Origin of the sequence: Devosia sp. ZB163, assembly GCF_028613635.1 — a bacterium.
Taxonomy (GTDB): Bacteria; Pseudomonadota; Alphaproteobacteria; order Rhizobiales; family Devosiaceae; genus Devosia_A.
This window is the reverse complement of sequence record NZ_JAQRMY010000001.1, coordinates 1010602-1032064: the sequence shown is the minus strand read 5'-3', so window position 1 is coordinate 1032064 and position 21463 is coordinate 1010602. Positions and strand designations below refer to the sequence as shown.

The window sequence follows — 21463 nt, the reverse complement described above, 5'->3', positions numbered from 1 at the left end:
ACTCGGGGGAAGTTCATGGCGGCGCGTGGCAATCCAGCAAAGGCTCGGAAGGTCCTCACGGAGGGCGATCGGCCGCTTCCCGATCCGCGGCGGCTGATGACCACCGGCATTGTGGGTATCGCGCTCCTCGCCCTCTCCGTCATTGCCGCGGCGTTCTATGCCGTCAACACGATCGATCGCGCGGCCATCCGCGAGGAAATCGAGCGGGCGACTGTCGCGCTCGAGCATACGGGCGGCGGCGCGGGCGCTGCGACCCGGCTCGCTGACGAATACATGCTGCAGGGCGCGCGGTTCACCAATCCGGCGGAACTGCGCGGCGAAGAGATTTCGCTGGCGGTTCCCGGTGTGGCGGGCACTGTGCTGGCCTGGGTGCCGGTGCGCATCGGCAGCGAGATGTTCCTGCACCTCGCGCCCCTGCGGATCGCGGTGTCCTTTGCCTTTCTCGGCGGCCTCGTCATCGTGCTGCGCCGGCTCTACGGCATGACGCGCGAACTCGAGCGGCGGCGGCGCGAAGCCGCGCAGGCGGCGGAGCGCGACGCGCTGACCGGGCTCGGCAACCGCCTCGCCTTCAACAACTGGCTCACCCGCGGCGATGCCGACCGGGAGGTCGGGCTGCTCTACCTCGATCTCGACGACTTCAAAGGCGTCAACGACCGGCTCGGGCACGTCAACGGCGATGAACTCCTGAAAGTGGTGGCGAGCCGCCTGCTGCGCCTGTCGAAAGACGACGACCTGGTCGCGCGCATCGGCGGCGATGAGTTCGCGATCATCCGCCCCGGCCCGGTCTCCCGGTCCGACCTCGCCGAACTGGCCGCCGACATCGGCACGACGCTGGCCGAGCCGATCCAGATCGGGAGCCATGAGCTCTCGGCTGCGGCGAGCGTTGGTGTGGCCATCGGCAAATCTGGCGATCCCACGCTCGTGTCGCTGGCCGATGCGGCGCTCTATCGCGCCAAGGCGCTCCCGGGCCAGACCTTCGTCTTCGCCGAAGCGGCCTGACCCTGCCCGAAACCGTCCGCCCCACCGTCGCGGGGGGCTGGACTTCGGCAGCAGGCATTGTACCACTCGCGGCATCAGCGGCATTGCCGGTATCTTGTGCGCCGTTGTCGAAACGGAGGCTCTTCGCCCGTCTTGAGGGTGTGGCCCACCATGCTCGAGGAGCTATTCCGTGTCTGCTGATCTTGTCTATCTCGCCGCCCGGCTGCTGCTGGGTGGCGCCTTCCTGGTCTTCGGCCTGCGCAACATCAAGGCGATTCCCAAGCTCGCCGGGGCGCTGGCGGCGAAGCGGCTGCCCCTGCCCCAGGTCTCTGCCGCGATGGGTGTCGGGCTGCAGATCGTCGGCGGGCTGCTGACCGCCGTCGGGCCGTGGGCCTGGCTCGGCGGGCTGATGCTGGTTGTGTTCATCGTGTTCGCGACGATCCTCTTTCATCCGTTCTGGCTGTATTCCGGCGACGAACGTAAGCCGCATGTGCAGGCGACGATCATGAATACGGGCCTGTTGGGCGCGTTCCTGATGGTGGTAGCGACGGGACTGTGATGACGGAAATCGGGATCGGAGCAGGCGACGCGGCCGCCGGCCGGCAGCGGACGGTGGCGCATCTGGCGATGCTGCTGTTCGCGGCGCTGATCGCCGGTTCCTTCACCTTCGGCGCAATGACGGTGCCCTATATCAAGGCGGCGCCGCTCAACGCCCTGCGCTTCGTCCTCGCGGCCCTGTTCATGGGCGTCTTCGCCTTCGGCATCGCGCGACAGCGGCTGGCCTGGCCGGCGGCGCCCTGGCGCTTCGCCGTCAATGGGTTCCTGACCGCGATCTACTTCGTCACCATGTTCATCGCGCTGACCATGACGCAGCCGGTGGCGACCAGCGCGGTCTACACGCTGGTGCCGCTGATGACGGCGGTGACGGCGTGGTTCATCGTCGGCCAGCGCTCGGGCCCGGCCGTGCTGGTGAGCCTGCTGCTCGCGGGCGCCGGGGCGATCTGGGTGATTTTCCGCGGCGATCTCGAGGCCCTGCTCAGCTTCGATATCGGCCAGGGCGAGATCATCTATTTCGTGGGCTGCATCGCCTATGCGATCTACACGCCGCTCCTCCGTCGCTTCAACCGCGGCGAGCCGGCGATGGTGCTGAGCTTCTGGACGATGGCGGCCTGCGCAGCGTGGATCACCGCCTGGGGCCTGCCCGAGATCCTCGCCACCGACTGGCTGAGCCTGCCGCCGGTGGTGTGGGGGGTGGTGCTCTACCTGGCGATAGGGCCGACGGCGATCTGCTTCTTCCTCATCCAGTTCGCCTCGGCGCACCTGCCCGCCGCCAAGGTCATCGCCTATGGCTACATCGTGCCTGCCTTCGTGATCGTGTTCGAAGGGATCGTCGGACACGGCTGGGCGAGCCTCAGCGTCGCGGCGGGAGCGCTGGTGACCGTGCTGGGGCTGGTGGTGCTGGCGGCGCTACGAGACGCCTAGCTCGGCCCGTCGGCGCTCGAGCCAGCGGCGGAAGGCCCCCTGGTAGAGGGAGACAGGCCACGGCTGGGGCGTAGAGAGGAACCACGACTCGTCAAGCTCCTCGATCCACTGGCGCTCGATGATGGGGCCCACGCCCTCCTTTTCCTCCTCGCCCAGGCCGGAGGAAGAGTAGACCGTGAGTTCTCCGAGGAAAATCTCGTCGCCGCGCAGGTGAAAATCGACACGGACGTGATCGATGCCTGCGCTCAGGTGCGCCGCGATGGACGAGGCCCGCTGAAACAGCTCTGGCGGGACGGGCCGTCCAACCTGCTCGAGAATCGCCTGGCCGGCATCGGAGAGGGGCGTTCCATCTGCCGAGACGTAGGCCCCGCGGGCATCGTCCGTCTTCCAGGCGTAGCCGATGAAGGCTGACGCGACCCGACCGTTGTGGCAGCGCAGATTCAGATCGACGAGTTCGTCTACCGTGCCGTTGAGCCGTTCGATGAGGATGCGCGCGGGCAACTGGCCGTAGGCCCACTCGTCCCGCCGGCGGGGACGCTGCAGCCAGCGGGCGCAACGGTCGCGGACGGTTGCGACATCCCAATGCTGGCGGCCAGGAAAGTAGTTCCACCCTGACCCGCTGGCGGCCTTGAGCACCACGTCCGCCGTCAGCAGATCGAGAGGGAGGTCGTCGACGCTGGTCCCAACCCAGACCAGCTCGGCGCATTTCAGCTCGGGCATGCGTCGGCGCACCCATTCGCGTGTCTCGAGCTTGTCGCAGAAGGTGACGAACAGGGGGTTGTGGTCGAACACCTTGCGCCATTGCATCAGTGCATCGTGCCCGCATGGGCGTGCGATGTCGGGGAAGCGTCCGAAATGCCGGATGCAACGCCGCCGCAAACGTCCACGTGTAATGAAGATCCAGGCGTTGGCCGCGCGCAGGATCAGTTCGTCGATAATGCTGGTCACGTCTGCTGCTGATTCCCGCGAAACAATGCGGGCGAGCGCGGACATGGCCTGCGTCGGTGCGGCAGGTCAAGCGACCAGGGGCTCGAACTTTCGGCTAGTTGGGTCGGCTATTTGGGCAGCAGCCCGTAGAGGAAGAGGTTCTCGAGGAAGCGCGCCGCGTCCTCGAAGCGGCCCTCGCCGCCGCGATCCTTGCCGAGCACGGCGCGGACCTGCACGTCGAAATCGGCATAGTGCTGGGTAGTGGCCCAGATCGAGAAGATCAGGTGGTAGGGGTCGGTGCGGACGATCTTTCCCGTCTCCATCCAGCCCAGCATGATCTGCGCCTTGTCGTCGACCAGCGTCTTGAGGTCGGTTTCGAGCACATCGACGACGCGCGGACCGCCCTGCAGCATCTCGTTGGCGAAGAGGCGGCTCTGGCGGGGATAGTCCCGGCTCATCTCGATCTTGCGACGGATGTAGGAGCGCAGTTCGGAGACCGGGTCGCCGACCGAATCGATTTCGCGCAGCGGGGCGAGCCAGATGTCGAGCATCTCGGTCATCAGCCGCTTGTAGATCTCTTCCTTGCGCGGGAAATAGTAGAGCAGGTTGGGCTTGCTCATGCCCGCCGCCTCGGCGATCTGGTCGATCGTCGCGCCGCGGAAGCCCTCGCGGCTGAACACGTCGAGCGCCGCTTCCAGGATCACTTCCTGCTTCTCGCGCTGGATGCGAGTCTGCGGCCGCGGCCGCTTGGTACGGGCCGCTTTCGTGGCCCCCGCGCCGCCTTCCGTCTCCAGCATTTTCACCTTGATCGGCGGCATGGAAGTGATAGCGTTTTTTCCAACTGGTCAAATTTCTGGATAACACATCCAAAGGTCAAGCGCCAAATAAACTTGACCAGATAGATCAACAAATACTGCAGGGAGCCCCAGGTGTCCGACCGCCGCAATGTCACGCCGAACGACCTCAGCGCGTTCTGGATGCCTTTCACCGCCAACCGGCAGTTCAAGAAGGCGCCCCGCATGTTCGTCGGCGCCAAGGACATGCACTATACGACTTCCGACGGACGCCAGGTGCTCGACGGCACGGCGGGCCTGTGGTGCGTGAACGCGGGGCACTGCCGGCCCAAGATCGTCGAGGCGATCCAGGAGCAGGCAGCGGAACTCGACTACGCGCCGGCATTCCAGATGGGCCATCCCAAGGCGTTCGAACTGGCCAATGCGCTGGTATCGATCGCGCCCGAGGGGCTCAACCATGTGCTCTACACCAATTCGGGCTCGGAATCGGTCGAGACCGCGCTGAAGGTGGCGCTGGCCTATCACAAGGTCAAAGGCGACGCGGGCAGGTTCCGGCTGATCGGCCGCGAGCGCGGCTATCACGGGGTGAATTTCGGCGGCATCTCGGTGGGCGGCATCGTCACCAACCGCAAGATGTTCGGCACGCTCCTCACCGGCGTCGACCACATGCCGCACACCCATACGCCGGGCAAGAACCAGTTCACCCGCGGCGAGCGCGAGACGGGCGGCGAGGACCTGGCGTCGGAGCTGGAACGCATCGTGACGCTGCATGACGCCTCGACCATCGCGGCCGTCATCGTCGAGCCGGTGGCCGGGTCGACCGGCGTGCTGATCCCGCCCAAGGGGTACCTGCAGAAGCTGCGCGAGATCACCAAGAAGCACGGCATCCTCTTGATCTTCGACGAAGTGATCACCGGCTTCGGCCGCCTCGGCACGCCGTTTGCGGCGGACTATTTCGGCGTGACGCCGGATATCATGGTCACCGCCAAGGGGCTCACCAACGGCGTGATCCCGATGGGCGCGGTGCTGGTCAGCTCGGAAATCCACGACGCCTTCATGCAGGGGCCCGAGCACGTCATCGAGTTCATGCACGGCTACACCTATTCGGGGAATCCGATCGCCTCGGCGGCGGGCCTTGCGACACTCGAGACCTACAAGGACGAGGGGCTGCTGACCCGCGGCGCGGAACTGGCGCCCTACTGGGCCGATGCGCTCCATTCCCTCAAGGGGCTGCCGCACGTCATCGACATCCGCAACCTGGGGCTGATCGGTGCGATCGAGCTTGAGCCGATCGCCGGGCAGCCGACCAAGCGCGCCTTCTCGGCGTTCGTGAAGGCGTTCGAGACCGGCATCCTGATCCGCACCACCGGCGACATCATCGCCATGAGCCCGCCGCTGATCATCTCCAAGGCGCAGATCGACGAACTCATCGGCACACTCGGGGGCATCCTGAAGACGCTTGAGTAGAATGGAACGCATGTTCTATATCGACGCGAATAGAATGAACGTTCCAGGCGGAGACATGTGATGCAGACGATTCAGAACGCCATCGGTGGCAAGCTCGTCACCTCGACCAGCAGCCGCACGCAGCCGGTGTTCAACCCGGCCACCGGCGAGGCCATCGCGACGCTGCCGCTGTCGAGCGTCGACGAGATCAACGCCGCGGTCGCCGCGGCCAAGAAAGCCCTGCCCGCCTGGGCCGCCACCACGCCGATGAAGCGGGCGCGGGTGATGTTCAAGTTCAAGGAGCTGCTCGAAAAGCATGCCGACGAGCTGGCCGAGCACATCAGCCGCGAGCACGGCAAGGTGCATGACGATGCGCTGGGCGAGCTGGCGCGCGGCATCGACTGCGTCGACTTCGCCTGCGGTATCCCGCAGCTCCTGAAGGGCGAGTTCAGCCGCAATGTCGGCCCGAACATCGACAGCTATTCCGACCGGCAGCCGCTGGGCGTCGTCGCCGGCATCACGCCGTTCAACTTCCCCGCCATGGTGCCGATGTGGATGTATCCGCTGGCGATCGCCTGCGGGAACACGTTTGTCCTGAAGCCGAGCGAGCGTGATCCGAGTGCGCCGATGTTCGCCTGGCAGCTCTTGATGGATGCGGGCCTGCCGGACGGCGTGCTGAACGTCGTCCATGGCGACAAGGAAGCGGTCGACACCATTCTCGACCACCCCGACATCAAGGCGGTGAGCTTTGTCGGCTCGACGCCGATCGCCGAGTACGTCTATCGACGCGGTACGCAGGCCGGCAAGCGCGTGCAGGCGCTGGGCGGCGCCAAGAACCACATGATCGTCCTGCCCGACGCCGACATGGACCAGGCGGCCGATGCGCTGATGGGCGCGGGCTACGGCTCGGCCGGCGAGCGCTGCATGGCGATCTCGGTGGCGGTGCCGGTGGGCGACAAGACCGCGGACGCGCTGATCGCCCGGCTGAAGCCGCGCGTCGAGGCTCTGAAGATCGGCCCCGCGACCGACAAGGACGCGCAGATGGGCCCGATCGTTTCCAAGGCGCAGCGCGACAAGATCGTCGGCTACATCGACTCCGGCGTCGAAGCCGGGGCAGAGCTGGTGGTGGACGGCCGCGGCTTCAAGCTGCAGGGTTATGAGAACGGCTTTTTCGTCGGCGGCACGCTGTTCGACCATGTGAAGCCGGACATGAAGATCTACCGCGAGGAGATCTTCGGGCCGGTGCTCTCGGTGGTGCGGGCGCAGAGCTACCAGGATGCGGTCGACCTGATCCACGGGCACGAATATGCCAACGGCACCGCGATCTTCACCCGCGACGGCGACGCCGCACGCGATTTTGCCGACAAGATCGAAGTGGGCATGGTCGGCATCAACGTGCCGATCCCGGTGCCGGTGGCCTACCACTCGTTCGGCGGCTGGAAGCGCAGCATTTTCGGCGACCACGGGATTTATGGGCCGGAGGGTGTGCACTTCTACACGCGGCTCAAGACCGTGACGACGCGCTGGCCCGCGGGGATCAAGAGCGGGGCTGAGTTTACCTTCCCGAGCATGAAGTAAGCGATGCGGATAAGCGCTGGCATTGCTGGTCTGCCCCTCACCCCGGCCCTCTCCCCAGAGGGGAGAGGGGGCGATGGGGCACCGGCAGTGCAAGGCGCGTCCCCTCTCCCCGCCGGGGAGAGGGTCAGGGTGAGGGGCAGCCACGGGGACCCAGAGATTCGGAAGCGGGCGCGAGGGCTAAGGGCCCAACCGACTGATGCCGAGTCGCGCCTGTGGTCCCGTGTGCGCGACCGTCGGCTGGAAGGGTTCAAGTTCGTCCGTCAGTACGCGATCGGCCCATACTTTGCTGACTTCGTGTGCCGCGATGCAATGCTTGTTGTGGAAGTGGATGGCGGCCAGCATTCGGTATCGGCGAACGACGCGCGCCGAACGCGCTACCTGAACGAACAGGGCTTTTCGGTACTCCGCTTCTGGAACAATGAAGTCCTCGACAATACTGACGGCGTTCTGCAGGCGCTGCTCCTGACCTTGCGCAACTGCCCCTCACCCGACTGGCGCTTTGCGCCAGCCACCCTCTCCCCAGAGGGGCGAGGGGACCTGACTGCGACCTCACAGAAAGACTGACCTATGGCAGCTCCTGGCGAAAACCTCCGTATCGACCCCGAGCGCCTTTGGAGCTCCATTCACGAACTGGCCGAGATCGGTCCGGGGGTTGCGGGCGGCAGCAATCGGCAGACGGTGACGGATGACGATGCCAAGGGCCGGGCGCTGTTCAAGCGGTGGTGCGAGGCGGCCGGGATGGAGATGGGGCTCGACCAGATGGGCACCATGTTCGCGCGGCGCGAGGGCACCGAGCCGGGGCTCGATCCGGTTTATGTCGGCAGCCATCTCGACACGCAGCCGACCGGCGGACGCTATGACGGGGTGCTCGGGGTGCTGGGCGGGCTCGAGGTGATCCGGACGCTCAACGACCTCGACATCCGGACCAAGCGCCCGATCGTGGTGGTGAACTGGACCAATGAGGAAGGGGCGCGGTTTGCGCCGGCGATGATGGCATCCGGCGTATTCGCCGGGGTGCTGGATCAGGCCGACGTCTATACGCACAAGGACAAGGACGGGAAGACGTTCGGCGAGGAGCTGGAGCGGATCGGCTGGCGCGGCGACGAGGTGGTCGGGGCGCGGAAGATTCACGCGTATTACGAGCTCCATATCGAGCAGGGGCCGATCCTCGAGGACGAGGGCATCGATATCGGCGTGGTGACGCACGGCCAGGGGCTCAAGTGGCTGCAGGTGACGCTGACCGGCAAGGAGGCCCATACCGGCTCCACTCCGATGCCGAAGCGGCGCAATGCCAGCCTCGGCATGGCACGGGTGATCGAGCTGGTGCACGAGGTGGCGATGGACTACCAGCCCGATGCCGTCGGCGCGGTGGGGCACATCCAGGTCTACCCGAACTCGCGCAACATCATCGCCGGCAAGGCGGTGTTCACGATCGATATCCGCTCACCGAACAAGGAGGTGCTCGACGAGATGGACGAGCGCATCCGCTACGGCATCGAGAATATCGCCGAGGGGCTGGATATCGGCTTCGAGGTCGAGCAGGTCGGGCATTTCGACCCGGTGACATTTGACAAAACGCTGGTGGGAAATGTTCGGGCCGCGGCGAAGGAGCTGGGGTACTCGTATCGCGATATCGTCTCGGGGGCGGGGCATGACGCGTGCTGGATCAACCGCGTGGCGCCGTCGGCGATGATCATGTGCCCGTGCGTGGATGGACTGAGCCACAACGAGGCGGAAGAGATTTCGAAGGAATGGGCCGCGGCGGGGACGGATGTGCTGCTGCGCGCGGTGCTGGAGACGGCGGAGATCGTGGGGTGAGGTTAGTTTCCACCCAATCAACGAAAGGCCCCCTCACCCGGATCGCTCACGCGATCCGACCTCTCCCCCAAGGGAGAGGTGACGGGAGGGCCAGATCGTGCCGCGGCTCCACCTCTCCCTTGGGGGAGAGGTCGGCGCGTAGCGCCGGGTGAGGGGGCCTTATGGGGACGCTCAAGAGCAGGTTCGTCGCGCGTGCCCGTTCCCTCAGGGAAAACTCGACGGATGCCGAGCGCAAGCTCTGGTACCGACTGCGGGATAGACAGCTGCTGGGCTGCAAGTTCGTGCGCCAGCAGCCGGTGGGTTCGTACGTCGTCGACTTCGCCTGCCGCGAACGCGACTTGATCGTGGAACTCGATGGCGGGCAGCATGGCACCGCTGACGGTGTCCTAGCAGACGCGGGGCGGACCGAAGTGCTGAGCCAGCATGGCTATCGAGTCGTGCGCTTCTGGAACTCAGACGTTCTGACGAACATCGACGGCGTGCTGCAGGTTATCGCCGACAGGCTGGAGAAGGCCCCCTCACCCGGACTTCGCTTCGCGAAATCCGACCTCTCCCCCAAGGGAGAGGTGGCCCGGGGGCACACTCGAATGACAGGGGAACTCGAATGACCAGCAAAATCATCAAGAACGGCACCGTCGTTACCGCCGATCTCACCTATGCGGCCGATGTCCGTATCGAGGACGGGAAGATCACCGAGATCGGGCAGAACCTGACGGGGGGAGAAATCCTCGATGCCTCGGGCTGCTATGTGATGCCGGGCGGGATCGATCCGCATACGCATCTCGAGATGCCGTTCATGGGGACCTACTCGACCGACGATTTCGAGAGCGGGACGCGGGCGGCGCTGAGCGGGGGCACCACGATGGTGGTGGATTTCTGCCTGCCGAACCCCAACCAGTCGCTGCTCGAAGCGCTGCAGATGTGGGACAACAAGACCTCCAAGGCATCGTGCGACTACTCGTTCCACATGGCGATCACATGGTGGGGCGAGCAGGTGTTCAACGAGATGGCCGAGGTCGTCGATCGCGGCATCACCTCGTTCAAGCACTTCATGGCCTACAAGGGCGCGCTGATGGTGAACGACGACGAGATGTTCGCCTCGTTCCAGCGCTGCGCGGACCTCGGCGCCCTGCCCCTCGTGCATGCCGAGAATGGCGACGTGGTCGCGACTATGACGCAGAAGCTGCTCGACGCCGGCAACAACGGGCCGGAGGCGCATGCCTATTCGCGGCCGCCCGAGGTGGAGGGCGAGGCGACCAACCGGGCGATCATGATCGCCGACATGGCGGGGGTGCCTGTCTATATCGTGCACACCTCGTGCGAGCAGGCGCATGAGGCGATCCGCCGGGCGCGGAGCAAGGGGATGCGCGTCTATGGCGAGCCGCTGATCCAGCATCTCGTGCTCGACGAGACCGAGTATTTCAACAAGGACTGGGACTATGCGGCGCGCCGGGTGATGAGCCCGCCATTCCGCAACAAGCAGCATCAGGATTCGCTATGGGCCGGGCTCGCTTCGGGCTCGCTGCAGGTGGTGGCGACCGACCATTGCGCCTTCACCACCGAGCAGAAGCGCACGGGCATCGGCAACTTCGCCAAGATCCCGAACGGCACGGGCGGGCTCGAGGACCGGATGCCGGTGCTGTGGACGAAGGGCGTCAATACCGGCCGGCTCACGCCGAACGAATTCGTGGCGGTGACCTCGACCAACATCGCCAAGATCCTCAACATGTACCCCAGGAAGGGCGCGATCCTCGTCGGGGCCGATGCGGACATCGTGGTCTGGGATCCCAAGCGGAAGAAGACCATCGCGGCCAAGACGCAGCAATCGATCATCGACTACAACGTGTTCGAGGGAATCGAGGTGACGGGCCTGCCGCGCTTCACGCTGACCCGCGGCAAGGTTGCGGTGACCGAGGGGACGGTGTCGAATGAGCCCGGGCATGGCGAATTCGTCGCGCGCGAGGCCAAGAACCCTGTGAACCGGGCACTGAGCCAGTGGAAGGAAATCACGGCTCCGCGCAAGATCGAGCGCACTGGCATTCCGCAGAGCGGGGTTTGAAGTTTGACGACTGACGGGGGCAAATCGCAAAGCGTGGTCGAGGCCAAGGGTCTCGGCCTGACCTTCAAGACAGCGGACGGCGACGTGGTGGCGCTGTCGGATGTCAACCTGGACATCAAGCGCGGGGAATTCGTCTCGTTCATCGGCCCATCGGGCTGCGGCAAGACGACGTTCCTGCGCGTCATCGCCGACCTCGAACAGCCGACATCGGGTTCGATCACGGTCAATGGCACGTCGCCGGCTGATGCGCGGGTCAACCGCTCGTATGGCTACGTGTTCCAGGCGCCGGCCCTGTTCCCATGGCGGACGATCGAAAAGAACGTGGCGCTGCCGCTGGAAATCATGGGCTATAGCGAGGCCGAGCGCCGCGAGCGCATTGCGCGCACGATGAAGCTCGTCAACCTCGATGGGTTCGAGAAGAAGTTCCCCTGGCAGCTCTCGGGCGGCATGCAGCAGCGCGCTTCGATCGCGCGGGCGCTCGCATTCGATGCCGACCTGTTGCTGATGGATGAGCCGTTCGGCGCGCTCGACGAGATCGTGCGCGACCACCTCAACTCGGAGCTGTTGAAGCTCTGGGCCTCGACGCGGAAGACCATCGCGTTCGTGACGCACTCCATCCCCGAGGCCGTGTACCTCTCGACCAAGATCGTGGTGATGTCGCCCCGCCCGGGTCGCGTCACCGACATCATCGAGAGCACGTTGCCAGCCGAGCGCCCGCTCGAAATCCGCGAGACGCCCGAGTTCCTCGAGATCGCGCACCGGGTCCGCGAGGGATTGCGGGCCGGCCATTCCTACGAGGTGTAGGGGATGGGCAGATCCTTGAGGGAGGGCAGTCTCGTTCCGATCCTGATCGTGCTCGCGGGGCTGATCGTCGTCTGGTACGTGGCGGCGGTGCTGATGAACTGGCAGGGGATGTCGGATTTCTACCAGCGCACCGACGTGAGCAATGTCAGCTTCGGCCAGCAGCTCAATGATGTGCTGAACGCGGAGAAGCCGCTGCTGCCGGCCCCGCATCAGATCGTCGGCGAGTTCTGGAAGACCACGGTCGAGCAGGCCGTCACATCGAAGCGCAGCCTCGTCTACCATGGCTGGCAGACGCTCTCGGCGACGCTGCTCGGGTTCATCATGGGCACGGTGTTCGGCATCGGGCTGGCGGTGTTCATCGTCCACAACCAGGCGATGGATCGCTCGCTGATGCCGTGGATCATCGCCAGCCAGACCATCCCGATCCTCGCCATCGCGCCGATGGTGATCGTGGTGCTGAACGCAGTGGGCATTTCGGGGTTGATCCCCAAGGCGCTGATCTCGACCTATCTGAGCTTCTTCCCGGTCGTCGTGGGCATGGTGAAGGGCTTCCGCAGCCCCGAGCAGATCCAGCTCGACCTGATGCGGACCTACAATGCCTCGCGCTTCGAGGTGTTCACCAAGCTGCGCTGGCCGATTGCCCTGCCCTACCTGTTCACCTCGATGAAGGTGGGCGTGGCGGCGAGCCTTGTCGGGGCCATCGTGGGCGAATTGCCGGCGGGCACGAGCAACGGGATCGGCGCGCGGCTCCTGGCCGGCTCGTACTATGGGCAGACGATCCAGATCTGGTCGGCCCTGCTGGCTGCGGCGCTGCTGGCTGGTGCACTGATTGCGCTGGTGAGCCTTGCGGAGCGGGTGACCAATACGGCACTGGGGGCGCGGGCATGAGCATGTTCCAGCGCCTCCTCGCGGCTTTTGCGTCGGGCTTTGCGCTGTTGGCGCTGATCTTCGATTTCGCCTCGACCGAGGGGGCGCCGCTGCCGGTGTGGGAGTTCCCGGTTGTCGGCGTGTTCCTCGTCCTCGCACTCCTCAGCCTCGCGCGCTTCCGCCTGGCGCTCTCCTACTGGATCGATGGCGGGCTCGCGGCGCTCGGCGCGATCGGGTTGATAATGGCGCTCGACACGCTGCAGCAGGGCGAGCCGGGCTACTGGTTCGCGCTGGTTTCGGCCTGGCTGTTCGCCTGGCTGTTTGCCGAGCGGCTCTCCAGCGCGATCAGCGCCGACAAGGTGCGGGAGGTGGCGGGCGTGCTCATTCCCGTCGTCTTCGGGCTCACCATCGTCGTGGCCTGGGAGGCGATCACGCGGGGCGGGAACGTGCCCAAGGTGCTGCTCCCCTCGCCTTCCGGCATCTGGACGAGCCTCATCGACAACATTCCCAAGATCGCGGCGGACTTCCAGCAGACCTTCCTCAAGGCGGTGCTGGCCGGCTATGTGCTGGGCTGCGGGGCGGGCTTCCTCGTTGCCATCGCGATCGACCGCTCGCCGTTCCTGAAGCGCGGGCTGCTGCCGCTGGGCAACTTCATCTCGGCGCTGCCGCTCATCGGCATCGCGCCGATCATGGTCATGTGGTTCGGTTTCGACTGGCCGAGCAAGGCGGCCGTCGTCGTCATCATGACGTTCTTCCCCATGCTGGTGAACACGGTGGCGGGCCTGAACGTCGCCGGCCACATGGAGCGCGACCTGATGCGCACGTACGCATCCGGGTATTGGTCGACGCTGTTCAAGCTCAGGCTGCCGGCTGCGGCGCCGTTCATCTTCAACGCGTTGAAGATCAACTCGACACTGGCGCTGATCGGCGCAATCGTGGCCGAGTTTTTTGGGACACCCATCGTCGGCATGGGCTTTCGCATCTCGAGTGAGATCGGCAAGCTCAATGTCGAGATGGTCTGGGCAGAGATCGCCGTGGCGGCGTTAGCGGGCTCTGTCTTCTACTGGGTGGTGGCGCTCATCGAGAGGGCAGTCACCTTCTGGCATCCGTCCGTCCGTGGTGGTCGGGCGTAACAGGGAATGAGGGAACGAGAATGAACAAGCTTCTGGTTGGGTTGCTGGCCGGCGCCATGGCGCTCGGCGCTTCGGCGACCTTCGCGGCTGACCCGGTCACGCTGCAGCTCAAGTGGGTAACGCAGGCGCAGTTCGCCGGCTATTACGTCGCCAAGGACAAGGGCTTCTACACCGATGAAGGCATCGACATCACGATCAAGCCGGGTGGCCCGGACGTCGCGCCCGAGCAGGTGATCGCCGGCGGCGGCGCCGATGTGATCGTCGACTGGATGGGCGGCGCGCTGGCAGCACGCGAACAGGGCGTCGGCCTCGTCAACATCGCGCAGCCGTACAAGAAATCCGGCCTCCTCATGATCTGCCCCAAGGACGGCCCGGTACAGACCGAAGCCGACTTCAAGGGCCGCACGCTCGGCGTCTGGTTCTTCGGCAACGAGTATCCGTTCTACGCCTGGATGAACAAGCTCGGCATTCCGACCGAGGGCGGCCCCGATGGCGTGAACGTCCTCAAGCAGAGCTTCGACGTGTCGCCGCTGGTCCAGAAGCAGGCCGACTGTATCTCGGTGATGACCTATAACGAGCTCGGCCAGGCGATCGACGCCGGCTTCACGCTCGATAAGCTGGTCGTCTTCAACTACACCGAGCTCGGCAACGACCTGCTCGAGGACGGCCTCTATGCGATGGAGGACAAGCTCGCCGACCCGGCATTCGCCGACAAGATGGTGCGCTTCGTCCGCGCCTCGCAGAAGGGCTGGCAGTATGCGATCGAGCATCCCGATGAGGCGGCCCAGATCGTCATCGACAACGACGAGTCGGGCGCCCAGACGCTCGCGCACCAGAAGTACATGATGGGCGAAGTGGCCAAGCTGGTCGACGCCAGCGACTTCAAGCTCAACATGGACGCGTACAACCGCACCGAGAAGGCGCTGCTCGACCAGAAGATCATCAAGAACCAGCCGTCGGGCGCCTACACGAGCGAGATCACCGACAAGCTCTGAGCTGACTGGTCATGATTTGAGAGGGCGGGGAGCGATCCCCGCCTTTTGCTTTTGCGGGTGCCAGCTGCCGTTCGCATGTCTGGTGCGGGTGACATGGGTCCCCGGGTCGAGCCCGGGGATGACGGAGGTTTTCAGCGTGGGCGGTGCTTGTTGCTGCACCTGCGCCGGGATGGTGCGGGACGCCTAACCGGCCAGCAGCTCGGGGGTCGCGGACACGACGTCATAGGCGGCGGCGAGCATGCGGTGGACGGCTTCGCGCGTCATGGGGCGGGAGAGCAGGAAGCCTTGTGCTTCGGAGTAGCCCGCGGCGTGGACGGCGCGGAGCTGGTCGGCGGTTTCGATGCCTTCGGCGGTGGTCTGCATGCCGAGGCGGGCGCCGATATCGGCGACGGCGGCGACGATGGTCTTGGCATCGTCGGTGCTCGAGAGGGCGCGAACGAAGGCGCCGTCGATCTTGATGCGGTCGAAGGGGAAGGCGAGCAGGTAGCCGAGCGCGGAATAGCCGGTGCCGAAATCGTCGAGGGCGATGCGCACGCCGAGGCTGCGCAGCTGGCGCAGGGTATCGAGGCTCTGCTCGGAGTTGGCGAGAAAGACCGACTCGGTGATCTCGAGCTCGACGCGGTCGTGGGCGATGCCCGAACTGGCGAGCGCCTGCATGAGCGTGGTGACGAGGCTGCCGCGGATCAACTGGGCCGACGAGACGTTCACGGCGATGCGCAACCCGGCCGGCCAGCGCGACGCCTCGGCGAGGGCCTGCCGGAGAACCCAATCGCCGATGGGGACGATGAGCCCCGTTTCCTCGGCCACCGGAATGAACTCGGCCGGCGACACGAGCCCGCGCTCGGGATGGCGCCAGCGCAGCAGGGCTTCGAAGCCGGTGAATTCCTGCAGGGACAGATCCAGCATGGGCTGGAAGTGGAGTTCGAACTCCCGATGTTCGAGCGCGCGCTTGAGATCGACCTCGAGCCGACGCCGGTCGGCCATGGCCTGGTCGAGATCGGGCTCGAAGCACCGGATGCCGCCGTGGCGCTCGCGCTTGGCCGCGTAGAGGGCGAGGTCGGCCTGGTGCAGCAGGGTGTCGGTATCGGTCCCGTTGTCTTCGGTCGCGGCGAGGCCGACGCTCACGGCCATGCTGACCACATCGCCATCGAGATCGAAGGGATGCTGCATGGCGTCGGTGATCCGCGTGGCGACGGCGGTGGCCGATGCAACCGAGCCGTGATGCAGGACGGCGAACTCGTCGCCGCCCATGCGGGCGGCCGAATCCTCGGGACCGAGAGAGCTGCTGAGGCGTTCGGCAAACTGGCGGAGGAGCGTGTCACCCGCCGCGTGGCCGAGGGAATCGTTGATCGGCTTGAAGCCATCGAGATCGAGGCAGAGGACGGCACAGCCCGACCGAGGAGTGACGTTGCCGACGGCGTTCCCAAGCCGGCGATAGAACAGGGTGCGGTTGGGCAGGCCGGTCAGCGCGTCGTGGTAGGCGAGATGGGTGAGCTCGGCCTGCATGTTGTGCAGTTCGGTCACGTCCTTGTGGGTCGAGACCCAGCCGCCGTCCGCCAGCGGTGTGTGGGTCATCGAGATCACCTGGCCGGAATTGAGCCGGTGGATGCCGCCAAGCGTCCGGCTTTCGCTGACGGCCGAGAGACGGTCGGCGAGATAGCCGCCGGGGTCGTCGCCCACATGGGTGTTGCCGGCGATGCGCGCCTCGAGGATTTCGCGAAAGGTCGTTCCCGGCCGGCCGAACTGGGGGCCCAGCCGGTAGATATCGAGGAACTGCTGGTTGCAGAGCACGAGCCGGCCCTGGCTGTCGTAGAGCGACAGCCCGTGCGCGAGATTGTCGAGGATGGCGCGGACCCTGAGCTCGAGCGTTTCGAGCGAGCCGCGCAGATGCGCCTCGTTGCCCTCGAGGCGGACCACTGCCGTCTCGGCGCCGGATGGCGGAGACGGTGGATCCTCGGGCGGCAGTCCGGTCGTAGCGCCGGTCTTGGGCAAGAGATGAGGCCCCGATGGCTTGGGAAGGCGTTTCCCACGCTATCGTCGCGGCAGTAAAGACTCGGTTATGCGCGCCGTATCCGCGCGATACGCCGCGAGCCCTCAGAACCCCTCGTAGCCCCCGTAGAGATTGGGCATCAGGCCGACCAGCGACTTGAAACGATCGTAGTCGCGATCATGGCTCCAGCCGGTTTCGGCGATGGCCGACAGGCGGGGAAAGACCAGCCGGTCGAAGACGGCGCGGTCGGTCATCGGCTCGGACCAGATGCAGGCCTGGACGCCAAGGAGCCGCTTGCGCTCGGCCTCGCTCCAGCCCGCGGCAGGCTCATAGCGGTAGGTCTTTTCCGGCGAGGACCAGCCGGCCCAGGCAGCGCCGCACTCGTGCCAATCCTCGGAGTTGGCCATGTCGAGATAGTAGGCCTGGCCGGGCGCGACGACGACATCGTAGCCTTCGGCGGCGAGTTGCTGGCTGCCTTCGGTGGTGCGCCAGCCGACGAGATAGCAGTTGGCCTTGTCGATGCCACCGCCATGGGAAGCTTCCTCCCAGGCGCCGGTGATCTTGCCCCTCGCCGTGAGGTAGGCCTGCAGCCGCTGCAGGAACCGGGCCTGGAGCGGCGCAGCGCCGCTCACGCCGAGATCGGCGCGCATGCGCTTGGCGGCAGGCGAGGCGTGCCAGGCATTCTCGGGCACCTCGTCGGCGCCGACATGGAAATAGCGCGAGGGGAAGAGCTCGATCATCTCCGAGAAGATGGTTTCGATGATGCCGTAGGTCGCCTCGACTGCCGGGTTGAGGCAGTTGTTGGGGAAGCTCTGGATCGAGTGGTAGGGCGCGTTCTCGCCCGGATCGCGCAGGGCCGGAATGGCCTGCAGCATGGCAAAGCAATGGCCGGGCACGTCGATTTCGGGCACCACGTCGATGCCCCACTCGCCGGCGAGCGAGACGATCGCGCGGATATCGGCCTTGGTGTAGTAGCCGCCGGTCCGCTCGGGACCCGAGCCGAGCAGCGGTGGCACGGTCATGCCGTAGCCGCGCCAGGCGCCCTTGCCGGTCAGCTGCGGATAGGCCTCGATCTCGACGCGCCAGGCCTCGTCGTCGCTGAGATGCCAGTGGAAGACGTTGAGCTTGTTCCAGGCGAGGACGGCGAGGAACTGCTCGACCTCGTCGCGCGCGTAGACGCGGCGCGCCACATCGAGATGCGAGCCGCGCCAGAGCATGGCCGGTGCATCCTCGATGCGGCCGGCGACCGGGAAGTCGAACTGGCGCAGGTGGAGGCGGGCGCCGCGAAGGACCTGCCCGAGGGTGATCAGGCCGTAGAGTGCGCCCGTCTCGGTTTCCGCGGCGATGCGCACGCGCTCGGCGGAAAACTCGATGGCGTAGCCTTCCTTGCCGCCGGGGCCGGCGACTAGTTCGACCGGCAGACCGCCCTCATGGGCGGGGCGGACGAGGCCTTCGCCGGCAAAGAGACGGTCGGTGAGCTTGCTGAAGGCGGTGATTGCGGCCTTGCCGAAATCACCGTTGGCGACGAGCGCGAGGCCCGACGGCACGGTGCGGCGGCCGGAGACGGCCACCGTCTTCGGCCACGGCACGATCGAGACCGGTACGGGAGGAACCTCTGGCACCTCGAAGATCGCCGTACCCTTGAGGCGCGGCGCATCGCTGCCCTCGCGGGCCGTCGGGATGGTGCGCAGTGAGCGGATGCTGCCATCGGCGAGAATGAGGAACCCGGTGGTGACGCCGTCGGTCCAGTGGCGGAGGGGGAAGTCGAGCTTGAGGATATCGACGATCCAGCTTTCGCCGGGGTTCAGCTCGAAGCCCCTGGTCGGGGCGATCTCGCAGAAGTTCGACAACTGCGAGATCACCTTGCCGCCGATGAGCTCGGCATCGTCGCTGATGCGCATCGGACCCGAGATGCCGAGCCGGAAATCGCGCAGGGCCTGGGCGCCATCGTTGCGCAGGACCAGGCGATAGCGGGGTGCTGTCCCCTCGCCCGCTGGTCGCCACTCACTGGACAGCGTCAGGCCATCATACCAATCGGCGACCATTTTGATACCACTCCCCCTTGCGGGTGGAAGTTCTAGTCGACTCGTCCGCGAGCGGCAACCGGCACGGTTTCCTGCACTTCGTCGCCCGAAATCAGCGTGACGGTGTCGAACAGGTTGGAGACGACGCAGGCGTGGTTGGGGATGATGCGCAGGCGCTCGCCGATGCGCGGCCAGTCGGAGGCGACCGGCAGCTCGATCACGCCGTGCTCCTCGGACAGGCCCTTGACGGTGAGGTCGGTGCCCATGACGAGGCCGTAGCCATTCATGTTGAGGAGATCCGAGGTCAGCGACTTGGAGCCGGCATCGATGACGATGCGGGTCGGGGTGGGACGGCTGACGACGGTGGCCATGACGGTGAGGGCACAATCGTCGAGGTTGGCCACCTTCTCGTGCACCTGGAAGCGGTCGTAGTAGATGTAGGTGCCGGGACGGCGTTCGGTGACCGGACCGCCGCCCGGCGCCCACATGTCGGGGCTGTTGCCGGAGGTGACCTTGGGCACGGCAATGCCTGCCTCCTTGAACACCGCGAGAGTGTCGTTGATCCAGGCGTTGGACTTGTCGACGCCGTGGAGCGGCGGATAGGTCATCAGCCCGCCGAAGCGGAGGCCGGGCGCAAGCTCGATCTGCCGCGCGAGGGCCAGCGCCTGTGCGGGGGTCTGCACACCGCAGCGGCCGCCGCCGGAGTCGCATTCGACGAGGACGGTGAGCGGCTTGCCGGAAGCGAAGGTCGCGGCATAGCCGGCGACGGTGTCGGGGCTGTCGGCGGTGACGGCGATGGTCAGGCGGTCGTTGAGGGCCTTGAGACGGGCCAGCTTCTTCGCGCCGAGAATGTTGTAGGGCAGGAAGAGGTCGGTGATGCCGGCGTCGGCCATGACCTCGGCTTCGCCCAGCTTCTGCACGGTGATGCCGACGGCGCCGAGCTCGATCTGGCGCTTGGCGAAGCGCGGCAGCTTGTGCGTCTTGATATGCGGGCGAAGCGCATAGCCTTCCTTGTCGGCATGCTCCTGGGCGCGCTTCAGGTTGGCTTCGACCCGATCAATGTCGATGAGGACGACGGGCGTATCGAGATCTGCGATTTTGGTCATGGCAAAGGCTCCGAACTGGCGGCCGACAATTGGCGCCGGAGCCGGCAAGAATGCAAGCTATTGGCGCGAGTGTGCAGCCCGCAGCACGAAGCCGATGATCTCGGCCACGGCTTCGTAAAGCTCGATGGGAATCTCCTCGTCGAGTTCGACACCGGACAGGGCTTCAGCCAGCGGGCCGTTGGCGTCGATGACGACACCGCTCTCCCCGGCGACAGCGACGATGCGGCGGGCAAGCTCGCCCCGTCCCTTGGCGATGACACGCGGGGCGTCGCGTGTGCCGCGCTCGTAGTCGAGGGCGACGGCGAGGTTGACGGTCGGATCGGGCGTGTCGCTCATCGGGCGCTATCCAGGAGCTGGCCGGGGGCGGCGGACTGGCGCCGGGGGGCGCCACGACGAACGTGGAGGCCGGTGACCTCGAGGCCGCGACGGGCAAGGGCCGGCGCCAGCTCGGGCAGCATGGCTTCGAGGGCAGCGGCCGTCGCGGGCTCAGCTGCCCAGAGGCCGATGTTTGCGGCGCGGCCGAACAGGGCGATCTCGGCGCCGACCTCGCCGGTGGCGCTGAAGTTGAGGGCGAAGCGCATGCGCCAGCCGCGTTCGCGCGGCGTCGCCTTGCGGCGGCCGTCGCGCTCGACCAGCAGTTGCAGGATGCCGGTCTCGGCGCCGAGCTGCAGGGGGATTTCGACGCGGAGCTCGGGGCTCGCGAGGGCAGCGGCGCCCGGCCGGGCATCGGGCGGGGACGAGGCGTGCTGGAGCAGCTTCAGGCGGGAGAGCGCGCTGTCGGTATGGCCGAGCAGCTGGCGCACGGTCTCGGCCGGCTCCTCGCCCAGTTGCGGCAGGGCCAGGCGTGGCTCGGGGGCACGCGGCGGCTCGCCCTTGAGCGGTGGCGGCGGCCGGGAGCCGACGGGCGCAACGGGCTCGACTTCGCCGCCGAGGAAACCGAGCGCGGCGGAACGCAAGGCAAGGAGCGCCGAGCGGGCATTGCCCTGGCTCGGTGCAGGCGCGCTCAGGACGCCGGCCTTGAGCACGGCCTCTTTCAGCGCCTTGCCGTCGAGCGGCGCGCGGTTGAGATCCACCCGGACGGCGAGGAGGCGGACCACGGCCTCGATGACCGGTCGCGGGAACGATGCGGCAGCGGCAGGTGCCGCGAGAACCGAGGCGGCCTTGGCGAGGAGAGGCGCGAGACTATCCTGCCGCGCTGCTGCCTGCACCGGATCGGCGAGGACCTGGGCGAGGGGTGGAGGAGCGGTGACTGCGGCGGGGCGGGCTGGCGGGAGCGCGGGCTGTGCCGGGAGCGATTGCGTCGTGACGGGCTGCGACGGCGTCGACGTGGTCGTTGGTCGCGCGGCCACGGGATAGGGCGACGGCGTCGCCGGGAGCGGCTGGGAGGGCGGCGCGGATGGTGCCTGGGCGAGCGGTGGCGGCTGAACCGCCGGTGCCGCAATCGGCGGTGAGCCTGGCGACG

At 66.4% G+C, this 21463-nt stretch carries 20 protein-coding genes; 13 read left to right on the top strand and 7 right to left on the bottom strand.

What is annotated here, in order from left to right; genetic code table 11:
• The first annotated feature begins 96 nt into the window (after positions 1–96).
• The 3 genes from PRN20_RS05275 to PRN20_RS05265 all read left to right on the top strand — a co-directional run bounded on the left by PRN20_RS05275 (position 97) and on the right by PRN20_RS05265 (position 2460).
• The gene (locus tag PRN20_RS05275) at positions 97–999 is read left to right on the top strand and encodes a GGDEF domain-containing protein (protein ID WP_273956025.1); all 903 of its coding nucleotides are present in this window, start codon (positions 97–99) and stop codon (positions 997–999) included.
• 169 nt (positions 1000–1168) lie between these two features.
• Positions 1169–1537: a DoxX family protein gene (locus tag PRN20_RS05270; RefSeq protein ID WP_273956024.1), complete on the top strand. Its 369-nt coding sequence runs from the start codon at positions 1169–1171 to the stop codon at positions 1535–1537.
• Complete coding sequence (locus PRN20_RS05265; protein ID WP_273956023.1) at positions 1537–2460, top strand: DMT family transporter; 924 nt, start codon at positions 1537–1539, stop codon at positions 2458–2460. Before PRN20_RS05270 ends, PRN20_RS05265 begins: the two co-directional genes overlap by 1 nt.
• Here the strand turns inward: PRN20_RS05265 and PRN20_RS05260 are convergent.
• Together PRN20_RS05260 and PRN20_RS05255 are read right to left on the bottom strand one after the other, a co-directional pair.
• A complete protein-coding gene (locus tag PRN20_RS05260) occupies positions 2446–3453 on the bottom strand; it encodes an ATP-grasp fold amidoligase family protein (protein ID WP_273956022.1) in 1008 nt (335 codons plus the stop codon). The genes PRN20_RS05265 and PRN20_RS05260 overlap by 15 nt on opposite strands.
• Before the next feature lie 62 nt (positions 3454–3515).
• Positions 3516–4184: a TetR family transcriptional regulator C-terminal domain-containing protein gene (locus tag PRN20_RS05255; RefSeq protein ID WP_273956021.1), complete on the bottom strand. Its 669-nt coding sequence runs from the start codon at positions 4182–4184 to the stop codon at positions 3516–3518.
• Positions 4185–4316: 132 nt separating this feature from the next.
• Here PRN20_RS05255 and PRN20_RS05250 point away from each other — a divergent pair, with 132 nt between their 5' ends.
• From PRN20_RS05250 to PRN20_RS05205, 10 genes are all read left to right on the top strand, one after another.
• On the top strand, positions 4317–5648 hold the full coding sequence (locus PRN20_RS05250; RefSeq protein WP_273956019.1) for an aspartate aminotransferase family protein: 1332 nt from the start codon (positions 4317–4319) through the stop codon (positions 5646–5648).
• A 60-nt stretch (positions 5649–5708) separates the two neighbouring features.
• A complete protein-coding gene (locus PRN20_RS05245) occupies positions 5709–7205 on the top strand; it encodes a CoA-acylating methylmalonate-semialdehyde dehydrogenase (RefSeq protein WP_273956018.1) in 1497 nt (498 codons plus the stop codon).
• 129 nt (positions 7206–7334) lie between these two features.
• Positions 7335–7769, top strand: a complete 435-nt coding sequence (locus PRN20_RS05240) for an endonuclease domain-containing protein (RefSeq protein ID WP_443112529.1) — start codon at positions 7335–7337, stop codon at positions 7767–7769.
• A gap of 3 nt (positions 7770–7772) precedes the next feature.
• The gene (locus PRN20_RS05235; protein WP_273956016.1) at positions 7773–9023 is read left to right on the top strand and encodes a Zn-dependent hydrolase; all 1251 of its coding nucleotides are present in this window, start codon (positions 7773–7775) and stop codon (positions 9021–9023) included.
• Positions 9024–9184: 161 nt separating this feature from the next.
• Positions 9185–9631 (top strand): endonuclease domain-containing protein, encoded by a 447-nt coding sequence (locus PRN20_RS05230; protein ID WP_273956015.1) that lies wholly within the window; start codon positions 9185–9187, stop codon positions 9629–9631.
• Positions 9628–11082 carry a dihydropyrimidinase gene (hydA, locus tag PRN20_RS05225; RefSeq protein ID WP_273956014.1) on the top strand — a complete coding sequence of 485 codons (1455 nt, stop codon included), beginning with the start codon at positions 9628–9630 and terminating at the stop codon, positions 11080–11082. Before PRN20_RS05230 ends, hydA begins: the two co-directional genes overlap by 4 nt.
• Positions 11083–11085: 3 nt before the next feature.
• The gene (locus PRN20_RS05220) at positions 11086–11886 is read left to right on the top strand and encodes an ABC transporter ATP-binding protein (protein ID WP_273956013.1); all 801 of its coding nucleotides are present in this window, start codon (positions 11086–11088) and stop codon (positions 11884–11886) included.
• Positions 11887–11889: 3 nt separating this feature from the next.
• Positions 11890–12774, top strand: a complete 885-nt coding sequence (locus PRN20_RS05215) for an ABC transporter permease (protein ID WP_273956012.1) — start codon at positions 11890–11892, stop codon at positions 12772–12774.
• A 221-nt stretch (positions 12775–12995) separates the two neighbouring features.
• The gene (locus PRN20_RS05210) at positions 12996–13886 is read left to right on the top strand and encodes an ABC transporter permease (protein WP_337956234.1); all 891 of its coding nucleotides are present in this window, start codon (positions 12996–12998) and stop codon (positions 13884–13886) included.
• A gap of 20 nt (positions 13887–13906) precedes the next feature.
• Positions 13907–14881 carry an ABC transporter substrate-binding protein gene (locus PRN20_RS05205; protein WP_273956011.1) on the top strand — a complete coding sequence of 325 codons (975 nt, stop codon included), beginning with the start codon at positions 13907–13909 and terminating at the stop codon, positions 14879–14881.
• A 183-nt stretch (positions 14882–15064) separates the two neighbouring features.
• Here PRN20_RS05205 and PRN20_RS05200 read toward each other — a convergent pair whose 3' ends face one another.
• The 5 genes from PRN20_RS05200 to PRN20_RS05180 form a co-directional block, all read right to left on the bottom strand.
• Positions 15065–16873 (bottom strand): putative bifunctional diguanylate cyclase/phosphodiesterase, encoded by a 1809-nt coding sequence (locus PRN20_RS05200; protein ID WP_273956010.1) that lies wholly within the window; start codon positions 16871–16873, stop codon positions 15065–15067.
• Positions 16874–16975: 102 nt separating this feature from the next.
• Complete coding sequence (locus tag PRN20_RS05195; RefSeq protein ID WP_273956009.1) at positions 16976–18916, bottom strand: beta-N-acetylhexosaminidase; 1941 nt, start codon at positions 18914–18916, stop codon at positions 16976–16978.
• Positions 18917–18948: 32 nt separating this feature from the next.
• Positions 18949–20001, bottom strand: coding sequence for a D-TA family PLP-dependent enzyme (locus tag PRN20_RS05190; RefSeq protein WP_273956008.1), 1053 nt, complete (start codon positions 19999–20001; stop codon positions 18949–18951).
• A gap of 57 nt (positions 20002–20058) precedes the next feature.
• A complete protein-coding gene (locus PRN20_RS05185) occupies positions 20059–20337 on the bottom strand; it encodes an EscU/YscU/HrcU family type III secretion system export apparatus switch protein (RefSeq protein WP_273956007.1) in 279 nt (92 codons plus the stop codon).
• The gene (locus PRN20_RS05180; RefSeq protein ID WP_273956006.1) at positions 20334–21350 is read right to left on the bottom strand and encodes a flagellar hook-length control protein FliK; all 1017 of its coding nucleotides are present in this window, start codon (positions 21348–21350) and stop codon (positions 20334–20336) included. The genes PRN20_RS05185 and PRN20_RS05180 overlap by 4 nt, the downstream gene beginning before the upstream one ends.
• Positions 21351–21463 lie beyond the last annotated feature (113 nt).